Raw genomic sequence first — 15,524 nt, 5'->3', positions numbered from 1 at the left:
AATCCGCTATTGAAGTCACACCTTTTAAATATAATGTGAAATAAATGTACGATAAAAAACGAATTTGAGCTAAAACTTTGAACTGAGTCCGAGATAAAATTTCAATTATGAAACTAAAAAACGGCCCTATAAGCACAAAAACTCACCAAGCGCTGTTGATGTAGCACAACATACTACCAAACAACATAGACCTAGATCACAGTAAACTCAACAATATCTGTATGACAATGAAATGAAATTTCTTGGAGGATGTTAACGTTCTTCTTGATGAAAAACGCAAATGTTAACATTGAAGACTAAAAATAGTCTAAAAGTAAAACACGGCACAAGCAAAGCACTTATACCGTGTCAAAAATAGTGAGGAATGGTTAAGCTAGTGCAGAAAGCTGCTTCCCATCGATCACTTGAATGGCGCTTAAGTAATCCAGCAAGGTATTTACTTGAGTGGTTAAATCACCTTTACTGGTATCAATGGTCAATTCAGCTGCAAGGGGCTGCTCATAAGGCGAAGATATGCCAGTAAAATTCGCTATTTCTCCACTTCTTGCTTTGGCATAAAGCCCTTTAGGATCGCGAGCTTCACAGACACTCAAAGGCGTTGATACATGAATTTCAATGAACTTCCCCTCAGGAAATAATGCTCTCACGCGTTCTCTTTCTGCCAAAGTCGGTGAAATAAAAGCTGATAGCACCACTAAACCTGCATCAACCATTAACTTAGCAACTTCACCGACACGACGTAGATTTTCGTCTCGATCTTCCAAGCTAAAGCCTAAATCTTTACACAAACCATGACGAACATTGTCACCATCAAGTAGATAGGTATGGAAGCCAGATTCAAATAAAGCTCGTTCAAGTGCTCCTGCTAACGTTGACTTACCTGAACCTGAAAGCCCTGTAAACCAAAGCAACACTGGACTTTGACCTTTCTGGTCACCTCTGGCGGCTTGGTCAATTACATGTTGATGCCATACTATGTCTGTCATAAAGACTCCAAATTCAGCCTAATTTGCTGATTACTTAAAAGGAAATACGATTGGTACAACAGAAATCACAACCGCAGAATAAAGCACCGACATCGGTAACCCTAAACGAACAAAATCACTAAACTTATAATTGCCTGCGTTAAATACCATGAGATTAGTTTGATAACTATAAGGCGAAATAAAACTGGCACTTGCCCCAAAAACTACCGCCATGATGAAAGGTCTTGGATCCAGTCCATAATTAACTGCTACGGCATAGGCAACAGGAAAAGACAGCGCAGCTGCAGCATTGTTGGTTATCAACTCAGTGAGAATCAAAGTAACAAAGTAAATCCCCACAAAAGCCGCAAAATAGCCATATCCATTCAACACGCCAAGCATTCCTTGCGCCATGACATCCGCAAGCCCTGTTTCAAGCATTAAATTTGCTAGACCCAGTGCACTACCAACAATCACCACCAGCTCAATAGGAAATCGACGTTTAATTTCGGTCATATTCACAGCACCAATCGCCAGCAAGCCTAATAGCAACAACACCAAGCCTTTAGCTAAGGGTAAGATATTTGCAATACTGGCTAATATGGTTATAGCAAAGCCAAACAAAACTAAATTACTGCGTTTGCTATCTAACCTAACGCTAAGATCTAGGCCGCTAATGGCAGCAAAATCCGTAGTTAACCTCGGATTAGTCGAAAAGCTATCGCCAGGCGTAATCAATAAAACATCACCTGGTTGTAATTCAATATCGCCAAGCCCCCCTTTTAACGGAAGGTGACCACGCCTAATTGCCATTACAGCCGCATCGTACTCTTCACGAAAACGCGCATCCTTTAAGCTAGTTCCCACTAATTTAGACGCAGGAGACAGCACTGCTTCTACAAGGTTTTGACCTTTAGCTTGTTGCTTGCCGAACCACTCCAAACCATCAAATTGATGCAATAGTTCAACTGACTCAACAGCACCACTAAAACGCAGTACATCGCCAGCTTGCAGCACTAACTGAGGTGGCACTGGACAGATTCGAATACCACTGCGCTCTAACTCGACTAAATACAATTTTTTAAGCGCGCGTAAACGGTTATCGACAACACTTTTACCCACCAAGGCAGATGTATCGGCGACATGCGCTTCTAACAAATAAGGTAATGACTCTTCTGCCGTATCTACCCGCCTATCAGGAAGTGTATTGGCGATTAACATTAACAACACGATGCCGCTTACAACCAGTACGATACCAACCAATGTAAATTCAAAAAAACCAAGCGGTTTCAAGTTGGCATTTTCAACAAACGAATTAACGATTAAGTTAGTTGAGGTGCCAATTAATGTGAGCGTGCCCCCTAATATCGCAGCATAATTTAGCGGTAGTAGAAGCTTAGCTGGCGCATGGGTTTGATTGCGGCGAACAACACCAATCAGTGAAGCAACAACAGCCGTATTGTTTGTAAATGATGATAATAAAGCAGTAGAAACACCCAACTTAGCTAACGTCATTGGCAGTGAACTATTGCCTATCATTTGACTCAGCCTAGCCAAGAGAGAGGTCTTCTCTAAGGCAATCGCTGCTAACACGAGCAAGATTAAGGTAATTAAGCCGTTATTGGTAAAGCCAACAAGTGCACTCGATATATCAACCAACCCGAATAAGTAAGTGGTTAACAGTGCAAAAAAGAACAGTGCGGCAGGCGACGCAAGACCAGCGACTAACCCGCCAACCAAGGCAATTAATATAATAGCCAGCTGCCACACTTCACTCATTGATTATTTTCCAAAGACACTAATATCTTTCGCTTCCCAATGAGGGTAATGCTTACGTATTAGTGCATTTAACTCAACTTCAAATGGAGTAAATTGAGAGTCAGCTTGCAAACTACCTTGCTGACCTGTAACAACCATCGCAGCCCCAACAGTTGCATTGGTTAGACGATCGATAACGATCATGCCGCCAGTGTCACGCACTAATGTATAAGGATCTAAAATAATCGATTCAGTGAGCTCTAAATGGACTCTTGCAATTGCATTCAATGGCAGACTGTCAGCATCACTTTTTGCTAGTGTATTCACATCAACCACATATTCGATTGAATTAACACTTGCTTGAGTCTTTTTACCTGCCACTTTAACGTCATACTGCACACCAATCTGTAGAGGTTTTTCATCCATCCACACAATGTCAGCCTGAATTTGGTTTGCTAGTGCAGGTGCACTGTCGGGCTTTGCAATTAAGTCGCCACGGGAAATATCAATTTCATCTTCTAATGTAATTGTAATGGCTTGACCTGCAACCGCTTCTTCTAAATCACCGTCAAAAGTGACCAAGCGAGCAACCTTGCTACGCTTACCAGAAGGTAGAGCAACGACCTCATCACCGACTTTAAATGAACCAGAAGCTAAAGTACCGGAGAAACCTCTAAAGTCTAGATTTGGGCGCTGAACATACTGCACAGGGAATCGAGCTGGCAAGTCGGCTAATTCACGCTGTGTATCAATGGTTTCTAATAGCTCTAATAAAGTGCCACCTTGATACCAGTCAGTTTGCGAACTGCGGTCAACAACATTGTCACCTTTAAGCGCTGACAGTGGCACAAAGTGAAGGTCAAGCTCACCAAAATCTTTAACGAACTCTTTAAAGTCGGCTTCTATTTTATTGAATACTGACTCATCAAATGCCATTAAATCCATCTTGTTTACAGCGACAACAAAATGCTTAATGCCCACTAACGATGCAATAAATGCATGACGTTTAGTTTGTGTTTGCACGCCGTAACGAGCATCCACTAGAATTACAGCTAAATCACAGGTTGATGCACCTGTTGCCATGTTACGGGTGTACTGCTCGTGGCCTGGGGTATCTGAAATAATAAATTTACGTTTTTCACTCGAGAAGTAGCGATACGCTACATCAATCGTAATACCCTGCTCTCGTTCAGCCTGTAAACCATCAACTAATAGCGCTAGATCAATTTCATCGCCTGTCGTTCCCATTTTGGCGCTATCATTTTTAATACTTGCTAACTGATCTTCATAGATTTGCGCACTATCGTGTAATAAACGGCCAATTAAAGTACTTTTACCGTCATCCACACTGCCACAAGTCAAAAAGCGTAATAAGCCTTTATTCTGCTGAAGCGCTAAATATTCCTTCACACCATGCTGCTCGATTTCAGCTGCCATTTTGGTGGTATTATTCACTGCTTGATCCATAATTTTTCTCACTTACATTCTTTACGATGACATTCGTATCAATTCAATTCTCGAAAACCATTCACCACAGAAAATTAGAAATACCCTTGACGCTTTTTAAGTTCCATAGAGGCACTTTGATCAGAGTCAATAAGACGCCCTTCTCGCTCACTTGAGCGGGTTAGCAGCATTTCTTCAATAATCTTTTCTAAGGTGTCTGCTTCAGAATTCATTGCCGCAGTTAATGGGTAACAGCCTAAGGTTCTAAAACGCACCTTCTGATAAGTCACTTCTTCATTTGGCTCTAATGGCATTCTGTCATCGTCTTTAAGGATCAACTGGCTTCCTTTTTGTACTACAGGACGTTCAGCCGCAAAATATAACGGAACAAGCTCAATGTTTTCTTGATAGATATATTGCCAAATATCTAACTCTGTCCAATTTGATAATGGAAATACGCGAATGCTTTCGCCTTTATTGACTGCGCCATTGTATGTACGCCATAACTCAGGTCGTTGATTTTTAGGATCCCAACGGTGATGTTTATCCCTAAACGAATAAACACGCTCTTTAGCACGAGACTTTTCTTCATCACGACGTGCTCCACCAAAAGCAGCATCAAACCCATATTGGTTAAGAGCTTGCTTTAAGCCTTGCGTTTTCATGATATCAGTGTGCTTAGAACTACCATGGTCAAAAGGGTTAATGCCTTGAGCAACGCCCTCTGGGTTTTGATGTGTCAGTAATTCAAAACCAAATTTTTTGGCTTGTTCATCACGGAACTTAATCATCTCTTTAAACTTCCAGCCTGTATCAACATGCAATAAAGGAAATGGGATCTTGCCAGGGTAGAAAGCTTTACGGGCCAGATGTAGCATTACCGAAGAGTCTTTACCAATTGAATACAGCATCACTGGGTTATCAAACTCAGCTGCGACTTCACGAATGATCTGGATACTCTCAGCTTCCAGTTGTTCTAAATGGCTTAATGAACGACTTGCCATGATTACTCTCCATTACCAAGACTGCAAAACAGTTAGAAATTAATAAATTGGGTAAATTACAATCCAAGGGCTGTAATTTCTGAATGTATTTGGGAAGTCGTTGCGGATGCTGGTGTAAACCAGTTTAACGTTTCCGCAAGCTCAACTACTTCACCGATAATCATCAGCGCAGGCATTTCAAGTGCTGCATCTGCCGCTAATTGGGGTAAGTCACTTAACTTACCGATAAATCTTTGTTGTAAAGCCGTGGTTGCTTTAGACACAATAGCCACTGGTGTATCAGGATGTCGGCCATGGCTCATTAAGCCTTCGCTGATAATATTGGCATTCAAAATACCCATATACACCACTAAGGTGTTGGATGAATTAGCATAGCCTTGCCAATCCATCGGTCGACTCTCCAACTGGCAATGCCCAGTAATAAACGACACTCCTTGAGCATAATCTCGGTGAGTGAGCGGAATTCCAGCATAAGCTGCTGTACCACTAGCGGCTGTAATACCAGGGACGACTTCAAATTCAACATCACTTTTAACTAAAGTTTGGAGCTCTTCTCCACCACGACCAAAAATAAATGGGTCGCCACCCTTTAAACGAACCACATTTTTACGGGTATACGCTTTAGTCACTAATAATTGATTAATCTCATCTTGTGCAGCACTGTGTTTACCAACACGCTTACCTACAGCGATTTTTTCTGCTGCAGCAGGAATAAGATCCAGAATTTCTTGGCTAACAAGTGCATCATAAAGTACCGCATCAGCTTGTTTAATAACGCGATAAGCTTTTAACGTGAGTAGTTCAACATCACCGGGACCAGCACCGACCAACCATACTTTGCCTTTAGCCTGCTGACCAGGCATTGATACTAATTCCATGACCTACTTACCTTTCGATAATTAATTAAGGGTAAATATAGCGGTTTATATATTCCACATATAATATGTATTGATTAGCTTTTATTCCTTTTAGTTATATACAGAGTTATCTATTAATCTTTTTTCAGTACATATTACGCTGCTAGTATTTGCACTTTGTTGTCTTATATTTGTTTTATAAATGCGCAAGTTTTGTTTCACCTTTGTATTCGCGGTGATAACCTATGACGAAAATTAAGTAAAAAGGGAATTCAATGAGAACATTTTTTGGCATCGCTTTGACGATATGCATGCTCTATGACGTTTCTCAACTCGCATTCGCAAATGAGTCATTAGTTGATGAACGAGTAAAGAGTGAGACAGAGACATCTGAAAAACGCTTCGTGATCACACCTCATAAGGTGAATTACATCCTGCCTTACACTTACAATGACACCCCGAATACTGCTCCATACGTCGACTTTAAGACGGGTAACGACGACGCTGATGAGCACGTTGATAATGCTGAAGCTAAGTTTCAAATAAGCTTCAAATTTCCTCTTTGGTATAATGTTTTTGGTGATAATGGTCATTTATTTTTTGCTTATACCAACCAATCTTATTGGCAGGTATATAACAAAGACATCTCATCTCCTTTCAGAGAAACTAATCACGAACCTGAAATTTTTATGTTATTCAACAATGACTGGGAAGTTGCAGGCCTAAGAAACTCATTTTGGGGCCTTGGTGCAGTCCATCAATCAAATGGGAAGTCAGGAAGTTTATCTCGTAGCTGGAATCGTATTTATGGCGAAATGGTTTTTGATCGTGGTCCTTTTGCACTCGGATTTAAAGCTTGGTATCGCATTCCTGAAGATGAGAAAGAAACTCCAACATCAGCAGATGGTGATGACAACCCAGATATCGGCGATTACATGGGGAATTTTGAAGTGACGGCGATTTATGGTCTAGGTGAACATCGCTTTACCTTAATGGGACGTAACAATTTAGATAGCCCCAATAAAGGCGCAATAGAAGCAACTTGGAGTTACCCTATACTAGGTAACCTTAGATTATATACACAATACTTTAACGGTTATGGCGAGAGCATGATTGATTATAACCACCATAACCAACGTATCGGTATTGGCGTATCAATTAACGACATCTTATAACGCTGACGAATAAGTAAATAAAAAAGGTGAACCGCAAAGGTTCACCTTTTTTTATTAGTAATCATAATGATTTATTTTGCTTTGCTATTCGCTTTGGTAGAGATAGCAAGGCCTTTATCGGTGACATCGAAAGTAAACTGCATGCGCATATCATAATCTTTCAAAGCAGAAATCTCTTCAGGAATAGGTTCACCACTGTCTTCAATCAGTTTCAACACTGGCGTGAGAAGTTTCTGATAGTCTAACGACATTGCTGTTAAGCCGTTAGCGACCACTTGCTCATCATTTAGCTGATTCGCTAATGCTTCACCTTTTTCACCGCTATAAATCACAATATGCTGGTCTTTAACCGCCATTTTAGCAGTGACGCCAAGCTCAGGCGGTAACATTAGGTATGGAGTGACATCGACCGCATCACCATTCTTAGTGAGTTCAACATTCGCTAACTGAGGTACAAAAGGCTTAACCATGTTGAGTAACATATCAGGATCATTGGCAGAAAGAGCAATTAACGAATCTAACTGCTTAAATCCAGGCTCACCATTTTCATCAGTTAAGGTGAAGTCGATGATAGATGCACTAACGCCTTGCACGCCATTCGCCATACCAGTCATCATGCCGAGCATCGCCGGATTTTGTTCGCTTAAGCCATATTGCATTTGCGCTAGCGCTTCACACTGATAACTCGGAGTTTGCAGATCTTGCCAAATTTCAGTCAATGCCGGCGCCAATTGCATCACATTCAAACCAATGCCTACAGAAGCTACATTGTCATTGAGGTTTTGGGCAAAACCAGGAATAAAGCCACGCATTTTAGTCAATGCACCTAGTATCACTTGGTTATTAGACTCAATCACGACTTTTGCATCAAAATTAGTTTGCTTTCTATCAACGGAGAAAGACGTTAATCCCATCACCGTTTTTGGCCAATTAGCAGCAATAGCACCAAACTCAGCTTTACATTCTGGAGTTTTGAATTCAGCGAATGGATCACTTTGAGTACCATCCATCTCAACCAGTTTAGTCAGTTGCTTCGCCAACATATTACCATCAGAGGAAGTTAATCCTTTCACTAACTCCACATGGTTAACAAAGCTGATGCTGTCTTGTAAGAAGCCATGTGTAGACGTAATGTTTTCGATGACATTAGTATCACTGATAGGGTTATCGACTTTCGTTAGCCCTAAAGCGGTTTCTAACAACGAAGCTTGGTTAAACGAAGTGTTTAATGTAATCGTCAACCAGCCGTCTTGTTGTGCAAAAACCATATCAATGGTTTCATCTTCTGCAATCAGAGGATAAGCACGATATTCAAGGCCTTTAATCGACTCAGCTTTATGCACTAAGCCACTCTCTTCAGACGCCTTATCTAATAAAGCCCAAATTGCCGCCTCATTCTCAACCTGAATTTTGAATACCGGTAATGCACCTAAAGTGTATGTATAAGATTCAATTTGAGAAGGAAAACCAAACGTTTTTAAGAATAAATCTGGGTTTTCAAAACTGGTTAGATAGCTCTTATATAAGCTAACAAAAAAACGCTCTTGTTCAGTGCTAAAAGGGCCTGCTTGCTCTAACTGCTCAAGTGAAGCTTTGCTATTTAATCCCATTGGCATGGAATATAAATAATCTTCCAGAGGAAATGGCGTTAGCTGACCTGAAAATAGTAAGGTGTCAGCCGGAATGTATTGCAACATTTCATTCGCTGAAACAGCGTTATCTTCTTTACTTGTGAGTACATAAGCACCAGCACCAACTGCAATAACAGCCGCAGCAATTGCGAGTTTTTTCATTTTTTGCTCCATAAATTACATGCACATTAAAACAAGTCACTCTTCCTTGAGAGTTATTGGTTTAGTTTTGAGTTCAATTAGGTTAATGCGACACATCAACATCAATTTTTAATAGCTAGCGCAATAACTTAGCATTATTTTTTAATTAATCACAGAAAACGGGCAGGATAAGCCATCATTTACAAAATATTTGCCAAAAATGTTTAATGGCTGACAAGTCGATGACATCGAGTAAACGATAAACGATAAACGAAGGGAAATTTCTCGGTAAGTCACCCAAAAGTGACTTACCGAGAAATCAAAGTTGATTGCACTTACGCTAGCAAGCCAATCACTGGGCACTCGATAAATCGAGTGAGGCTTTTGGAGGTACTGGGTGAGCAACAACCCACCTAAAGTGTCGACAAAAACCATCTACGGGAACTTTCTAATTTAGACTATAAAATTAACTTGTGCATAATTTTAAAGTCGATTTTTGACGAAAAAATGTCACCAGATATAAAATCAGTCAATAGTCTTAATTGAGCGAACAATATACCCCAATTGAATGAGGTTAAACGCTAGATAAATAAAGCTTAACCAAACTATTTTATGCAAAATAAAAAATATCAGCACGGATGCTGATATTTTAAGCCGGTCAATCACGCTTGAATACACAACTATATTTCGTAGTGTAAACCACACTCACGCTTTAAACCGTTGAAACGTGTTTCTTCTTCGCTCATTCCAAGCTCTAACGGCTTACTAGAGTGAGTATCACCCACCGAAACATACCCTTGGTCCCATAAAGGATGATAAGGCAAATCATGTTTGGTTAAATATTCATGCACGTCTTTATTAGTCCATTCAATAATCGGCAGTAATTTAAAACGATTTCCGTGAATGGCTAAAATAGGTAACGCTTCACGGGTGCTTGCCTGTGAGCGACGAAGTCCAGCAAACCAAGTACCAACATTGAGTTCGTTTAAAGCGCGCTGCATAGGCTCAACTTTATTGATACGGTTGTATTTCTCTAAACCATCAAGTCCTTGTTCCCACAGCTTTCCGTAACGCGCTTCTTGCCAAGCAGACGATTCGCTTGCTTTATAAACGATAAGATTTAGCTCCAATCGTTCTGTGAGCTGATCAATAAATTGATAAGTTTCAGGAAACAAATAACCAGTATCAGTCAACAAGACAGGAATATCAGCTTGTGCTTGGCTTACCATATGCAACATAACCGCAGCTTGTATACCAAAGCTAGATGATAATGCATGTTCGCCCGGCAACAGTGCTAAGCCCCAAGTCACACGTTCTTGTGCTGTTAATCCAGCTAAAAACTCATTCACTTGCGCTAATACAATAGCCTGCTCCTCTTTAGGAGCAGTCAGTAGCGCAAGCAATTCATTTTGATTAATCATCATTAATCCCTCATTGGTAAGACTCAATTAGAGCCTTAACCATGAAAATCTTTCGCAGCATCATTCACTGCTTTCACGATGCCATGACGAACGGTAAAGTTACCAAAAGTTTCGCCAGCATCACGCTCTTGTACATACAAACCAAACAAGTTATCTAATTCAGCTAAAATCTCAGCTTCTTGAATGTTTTCTTTGTACATTTTATTTAATCGCGTACCTTCAAAGCTTGCGCCTAGGTATAAGTTATATCGCCCAGGAGCTTTGCCAACTAAACCAATCTCGGCCGCAAAGGGTCTTGCACAGCCATTAGGGCAGCCTGTCATACGCACCACGATGGCTTGTTCGCTAATACCATGTTTCGTCTGTAAAGCATCAATATGGTCAATAAACTCAGGAAAGTAACGCTCAGCTTCCGCCATCGCTAAAGGACATGTAGGCAAAGCAACACAGGCAATTGAATGACCACGGGTCTGACTGATTAACTTACCAAAAAAGCCATGTTGGCGAGCAAGATCTTCAATCGCTGCTTTATCTTCTTCTGCAACACCAGCAATAATCATATTTTGATTAGATGTCATTCTAAAATCGCCTTTATGAATTTTGGCAATTTCACGTAAACCCGTTTGTAGTGTTTGACCTTCAACATCTTTAATACGACCGCTTTCGATAAATAAGGTCAAGTGCCATTTATTATCAACACCTTTAACCCAACCATATCGATCGCCTCGATCGCCAATCATGACATCGCGTTTGGGTTCAAAATTGACACCTGCACGTTTTTCAACTTCAGCTTTAAATTCAGCAACGCCATGATCAACTATGGTGTACTTTAAACGTGAACGCTTACGATTAACACGATTACCCCAATCGCGTTGAACTGTCATGACGGCTTCTGCAAACTTGATCACATCTGCAGTTTTAATAAATCCAAAATCATCAGCTAATCTTGGGAACGTTTCCACTTCACCATGCGTTGAGCCCATGCCACCGCCAGCAACTAAATTAAAGCCAACAAGCTCACCTGCTTCGGCCACTGCAACAAAACCTAAATCGTTGGTATACACGTCCACGTCATTATCTGGTGGTACAGCAACGGCCATTTTGAATTTACGTGGTAGGTAGGTTTTACCGTAAACAGGTTCATTAGTTTCAGTGTCTAATAACTTTTCTTCATCTAACCAAATCTCGGCATAAGCGCGAGTATGAGGCAATAAATGATCTGACAACTCTTTTGCTACAGCATAAGCCTGTTGATGTAGTTTGGACTCAACAGGATTTGGGTTACACATCACGTTACGGTTAACATCACCACAAGCTGCAATCGAATCTAATGCTGCCCTATCTAAACCTTGGATCAGGGTTTTCAAATTACGCTTAGGAATGCCGTGATATTGAAAAGTTTGACGTGTCGTTAAACGAATACTATTCGAGGTTGTTAATGTTGATGAAATACGATCAACATCTAACCATTGTTCAGGCGAACAAATACCACCTGGCACACGAGCACGCAGCATGAAACTATATAAAGGCTCTAGCTTTTGCTCTTTACGCTCATTCCTTAAATCACGATCATCCTGCTGATAAAAACCATGAAACTTAATTAATTGCTGATCGCCATCACTAAATGATCCCGTGACTTGGGTATCTAAACCTTCTTTAATCGTGCCACGTAAATAATCACTGTCGGTTTTTAAGTACTCGTTTACTGCTAATTTTTGCTCACTCATCATGTGGCCTCTATCAATGCTTTGCTCACGCCAGCGTTCTTCTTTCTAGCGCATATCTTGTTATGTTTTTATGGCAATTAGTAAACGTCTTTTTGATAACGTTTGGCGCTACGTAATTCTTCTAAATAATTTTCGGCACCAGCTTCATCTAAACCACCGTGCTCAATTGCAAGGTTTATCAAGGCTTGATGAACATCTTTGGCCATACGCTCAGCATCACCACAAATATAGAAATGGGCACCATTTTGTAACCAGTTCCATAGGGTTTCACCTTGCTCAGCAATACGATGCTGCACATATACTTTTTCAGCTTGGTCGCGAGAAAATGCCACATCTAATCGGCTTAGCTCACCAGACTTAAGGTATTGTTGCCATTCAACTTGATATAAGAAGTCTTGCTCAAAATGCGGATTACCAAAGAATAACCAGCTATCGCTTCCAACACCGTCAGCAGCACGCTGTTGCATAAATGCTCTGAAAGGCGCAACACCTGTTCCAGGGCCCACCATAATAACGGGAGTGTCATTGTTTTCAGGCAATCTAAAGTGCTTGTTAGGCTCGACATAAACCTTAACTGTTTGTCCTTCTTCAGCAGACGCTAAGAAGTGAGATGCACCGCCAAAACGAGTTTGTCCTTCTCTTTCATCCTCAACTAACGCCACAGTTAAATGCACTTCACTTTCAACTTCAGCTTGGCTAGAAGCAATTGAATACAAACGAGGCGTTAAAGGACGCAATAAGGCAACCAATTTGTCAGCATCAATGGTCACTGGATATTGGGTAATTAAATCGGCTAATTGATGACCTAATACAAACTGTCGTGTTTGTTCTTTATCTGCTGCAATAGCTGTTAATGCGTCATTGCCAGCTAACTCTGCCCATGCGGTAACAAGTCCAGGATAAAGTTGCGTCAGCTCTTTCTTTTCAAGTAAAGCTTGCTCAAGGGTTAGCGTTTGCTTGCTTACTGTCACTTCAGCGTTAGCATCTAACGAAAGGCCCGTTATGACCTCGTTGACTAAACCTGAGCTATTGGTAAACCAGATACCTAGTGCATCACCAGCTTCATAACGTATACCCGATTCACCTAAATCAATCTCTACATGACGAACATCTCTATCAGAATCTCGTCCGGTTAATTTTTGACTAACCAGTATTTCTGCTTCATAAGGCTGCTGCTTGGTGTATTCACTTTCTGCAGAAGATTTTGCAGTATCAATTGATACGACACTTGCGCCACTTGCTTGTACTAAGGGTTCAACGGCAGTTAATACTTGCTCTTGCCAGTTTTCAGCAGCGTCTTCATAGTCCACATCACACTCAACAATAGGCAATAACTCTTTGGCGCCTAATGCAGTTAAACGCTCACTGAAGTCCTTACCTGTCTGGCAGAAAAATTCATAACTGGTATCACCTAAAGCAAGCACAGAAAAATTCAATTGCTCTAGCTTTGGCGCACGCTTCGATGCTAAGAATTTATGCAACTCAATGGCATCATCTGGCGCTTCACCTTCACCATGGGTGCTGACCACTGCAATCAAAATGGTTTCTTGTTTAAGTTGACGAACTTTGTAGTCAGCCATAGAGGCTAGGTTAACAGCAAAACCTTTTGCGCTAGCTTGCGCAGCCAATGTCGTTGCGATGCCTTTGCCGTTACCAGTTTGGCTACCATATAAAATTGTGACCGTTTGAGCAGGAGCAGCCTCTGGTATTTGTGCAACCTGTCCTTGATTAGCGGTCGCTGCTAAATAGCCACTTACCCAAGCTAATTGTGTCGCAGATAACTCAGAAGTGAGCTGCTTTAGCTTATCCACTTGTCCTTCAGACAATGGTGAAGCAAATGAAGAAAGTTCTTTTAACAACATTAGAAGATGGCCCTATAACAGTTTAATGTCATCAGACTACTCCTAATCCTTACAACCAAAAAATAATAAAAATTGCTTTTTTATTCCATTAAGGAATATGCAAAGGCGATTTTTTAAGCTACAAAAGTGTGGTGTAGCGCAAACTTTTAGGTCAGACCTCCGTAAAAATGAGATTTCACGCATTCTTTACTTGTATCAAACCTAAGACTTGCCAGAATGATGCACGTTAAAAATTATGGTACTAAAATTGTTTCTTACTCATCACTGTTAGCGATGGCAGTGTTAAGCACGATGAAGTACTAAAACGACCCGACCCTTCCCTACATATAACTAAGAGGTTGTCCTTTTGAAATTAGGTCTACCGAAAGAGAGTCACTCAGGTGAGCAACGTGTTGCGTTAATCCCTGCCAACGTGACCATTTTAATGAAAAAACAGCTACAAGTGATCGTAGAATCAGGCGCTGGACTACAAGCAGGCTTTACCGATGACGATTACGTCAAGGTTGGAGCCACGATAGCTTCTTCACGAGAAGCCTTACTCACTGAAGCCGATATCATTACAGTGGTAAACTGTAAGGGTGATCAATTTGATGAAATTAGTGCGGTATTAAAACCACATCAATTGGTTATAGGGATGATGGATCCACTGGTAAATCCACAAAACGCCCAAACGATTGCAAATACAGGTGGCAGTGCAATCGCACTTGAACTGATCCCACGTATTACCCGTGCTCAAAGCATGGATGTATTATCATCAATGGCAACCATTTCAGGTTACAAAGCTGTATTACTTGCAGCCCATAAAGCGCCGCGTTTATTTCCTATGATGATGACAGCAGCAGGCACATTAAAGCCGTCTCGTGCATTCATTATGGGTGTGGGCGTGGCAGGTCTTCAAGCTTGTGCGACGGCAAAACGTTTAGGTGCAGTTGTTGAAGCTTACGATATTCGCCCTGCAGCTAGAGAGCAAATTATCTCTGTTGGTGCAAAGCCTGTTGAGCTGGATATCGAAGCAGAAAACACTGAAACCAAAGGCGGGTATGCCACAGAGCAAAGTGATGACTTCTTAAAACGTCAGCAACAAGCCATGGCTAATGTACTTGCCCAGCAAGATATCGTCATCACCACAGCTGCCATTCCTGGTCGTAAAGCCCCTGTGCTCATCACTAAAGAAATGGTCGATGGCATGAAAAGCGGAACTATCATTGTAGATCTCGCCGCTGAAAGTGGTGGTAACTGCGAGTTAACCCAGGTTGATGAAGTGATTATGCATAACGGCGTAATGATTTTAGGCCCTTCAAATGTACCAAGCACTGCGGCAAATCATGCGAGTCAAATGTACGGCAAAAACGTTGAGAACCTACTGAATTTACTGATTAATAATGAAGGTGAATTGGTTCTTGATTTTGAAGATGAAATTGTACGAGATACGGTTGTTGCTCATGGTAATGATGTGAGTAGCGCTCGCCTGAGAGAGTTACTGAATTTAGCTCCACTCACAGCGCCTGAGTCACCGTCTGAGGAGACAGCATAATGG

11 protein-coding genes are annotated in these 15,524 nt (G+C 41.1%); 2 read left to right on the top strand and 9 right to left on the bottom strand.

The features are described 5' to 3' along the window. Nucleotides 1-368: 368 nt before the first annotated feature. The 5 genes from cysC to cobA all read right to left on the bottom strand — a co-directional run bounded on the left by cysC (nucleotide 369) and on the right by cobA (nucleotide 6,051). Entirely contained in the window at nucleotides 369-986 is a 618-nt protein-coding gene (gene cysC, locus AB4128_RS04885) for an adenylyl-sulfate kinase (RefSeq protein WP_055025135.1), read from the bottom strand. 30 nt (nucleotides 987-1,016) lie between these two features. Further along, entirely contained in the window at nucleotides 1,017-2,744 is a 1,728-nt protein-coding gene (locus AB4128_RS04880; protein ID WP_055025134.1) for an SLC13 family permease, read from the bottom strand. A gap of 3 nt (nucleotides 2,745-2,747) precedes the next feature. After that, nucleotides 2,748-4,190 carry a sulfate adenylyltransferase subunit CysN gene (gene cysN, locus AB4128_RS04875; protein WP_372037177.1) on the bottom strand — a complete coding sequence of 481 codons (1,443 nt, stop codon included), beginning with the start codon at nucleotides 4,188-4,190 and terminating at the stop codon, nucleotides 2,748-2,750. Nucleotides 4,191-4,264: 74 nt separating this feature from the next. Next, nucleotides 4,265-5,173, bottom strand: a complete 909-nt coding sequence (gene cysD, locus AB4128_RS04870) for a sulfate adenylyltransferase subunit CysD (RefSeq protein WP_055025132.1) — start codon at nucleotides 5,171-5,173, stop codon at nucleotides 4,265-4,267. Between the two features lie 56 nt (nucleotides 5,174-5,229). Beyond that, the gene (gene cobA / locus AB4128_RS04865) at nucleotides 5,230-6,051 is read right to left on the bottom strand and encodes a uroporphyrinogen-III C-methyltransferase (protein WP_055025131.1); all 822 of its coding nucleotides are present in this window, start codon (nucleotides 6,049-6,051) and stop codon (nucleotides 5,230-5,232) included. A 290-nt stretch (nucleotides 6,052-6,341) separates the two neighbouring features. Between cobA and AB4128_RS04860 the strand changes: the two genes are divergently transcribed. Further along, the gene (locus AB4128_RS04860) at nucleotides 6,342-7,205 is read left to right on the top strand and encodes a phospholipase A (protein WP_055025194.1); all 864 of its coding nucleotides are present in this window, start codon (nucleotides 6,342-6,344) and stop codon (nucleotides 7,203-7,205) included. Nucleotides 7,206-7,276: 71 nt separating this feature from the next. On the opposite strand, the gene AB4128_RS04855 is transcribed toward AB4128_RS04860, so the two are convergent. The 4 genes from AB4128_RS04855 to AB4128_RS04840 form a co-directional block, all read right to left on the bottom strand. Next, on the bottom strand, nucleotides 7,277-8,998 hold the full coding sequence (locus tag AB4128_RS04855; protein WP_065109594.1) for a hypothetical protein: 1,722 nt from the start codon (nucleotides 8,996-8,998) through the stop codon (nucleotides 7,277-7,279). 659 nt (nucleotides 8,999-9,657) lie between these two features. Continuing rightward, the gene (locus AB4128_RS04850) at nucleotides 9,658-10,401 is read right to left on the bottom strand and encodes a phosphoadenylyl-sulfate reductase (protein WP_372037126.1); all 744 of its coding nucleotides are present in this window, start codon (nucleotides 10,399-10,401) and stop codon (nucleotides 9,658-9,660) included. A 32-nt stretch (nucleotides 10,402-10,433) separates the two neighbouring features. Further along, a complete protein-coding gene (gene cysI, locus AB4128_RS04845; RefSeq protein ID WP_119968053.1) occupies nucleotides 10,434-12,125 on the bottom strand; it encodes an assimilatory sulfite reductase (NADPH) hemoprotein subunit in 1,692 nt (563 codons plus the stop codon). A 77-nt stretch (nucleotides 12,126-12,202) separates the two neighbouring features. Further along, on the bottom strand, nucleotides 12,203-13,987 hold the full coding sequence (locus tag AB4128_RS04840) for an assimilatory sulfite reductase (NADPH) flavoprotein subunit (protein WP_055025129.1): 1,785 nt from the start codon (nucleotides 13,985-13,987) through the stop codon (nucleotides 12,203-12,205). 346 nt (nucleotides 13,988-14,333) lie between these two features. Here AB4128_RS04840 and AB4128_RS04835 point away from each other — a divergent pair, with 346 nt between their 5' ends. Continuing rightward, nucleotides 14,334-15,521, top strand: coding sequence for a Re/Si-specific NAD(P)(+) transhydrogenase subunit alpha (locus AB4128_RS04835; protein ID WP_055025128.1), 1,188 nt, complete (start codon nucleotides 14,334-14,336; stop codon nucleotides 15,519-15,521). Nucleotides 15,522-15,524 lie beyond the last annotated feature (3 nt).

Origin of the sequence: Shewanella sp. 10N.286.52.A9 (assembly GCF_041468985.1) — a bacterium.
Classification (GTDB): domain Bacteria; phylum Pseudomonadota; class Gammaproteobacteria; order Enterobacterales; family Shewanellaceae; genus Shewanella; species Shewanella japonica.
This window is presented reverse-complemented; position numbering and strand designations above follow the sequence as displayed.

Bases quoted from the DNA above. Each gene is read 5' to 3' on its own strand.
- cysC (WP_055025135.1), bottom strand. From the start codon at position 986: ATGACAGACATAGTATGGCATCAACATGTAATTGACCAAGCCGCCAGA.
- AB4128_RS04880 (WP_055025134.1), bottom strand. From the start codon at position 2,744: ATGAGTGAAGTGTGGCAGCTGGCTATTATATTAATTGCCTTGGTTGGC.
- cysN (WP_372037177.1), bottom strand. From the start codon at position 4,190: ATGGATCAAGCAGTGAATAATACCACCAAAATGGCAGCTGAAATCGAG.
- cysD (WP_055025132.1), bottom strand. From the start codon at position 5,173: ATGGCAAGTCGTTCATTAAGCCATTTAGAACAACTGGAAGCTGAGAGT.
- cobA (WP_055025131.1), bottom strand. From the start codon at position 6,051: ATGGAATTAGTATCAATGCCTGGTCAGCAGGCTAAAGGCAAAGTATGG.
- AB4128_RS04860 (WP_055025194.1), top strand. From the start codon at position 6,342: ATGCTCTATGACGTTTCTCAACTCGCATTCGCAAATGAGTCATTAGTT.
- AB4128_RS04855 (WP_065109594.1), bottom strand. From the start codon at position 8,998: ATGAAAAAACTCGCAATTGCTGCGGCTGTTATTGCAGTTGGTGCTGGT.
- AB4128_RS04850 (WP_372037126.1), bottom strand. From the start codon at position 10,401: ATGATGATTAATCAAAATGAATTGCTTGCGCTACTGACTGCTCCTAAA.
- cysI (WP_119968053.1), bottom strand. From the start codon at position 12,125: ATGAGTGAGCAAAAATTAGCAGTAAACGAGTACTTAAAAACCGACAGT.
- AB4128_RS04840 (WP_055025129.1), bottom strand. From the start codon at position 13,987: ATGTTGTTAAAAGAACTTTCTTCATTTGCTTCACCATTGTCTGAAGGA.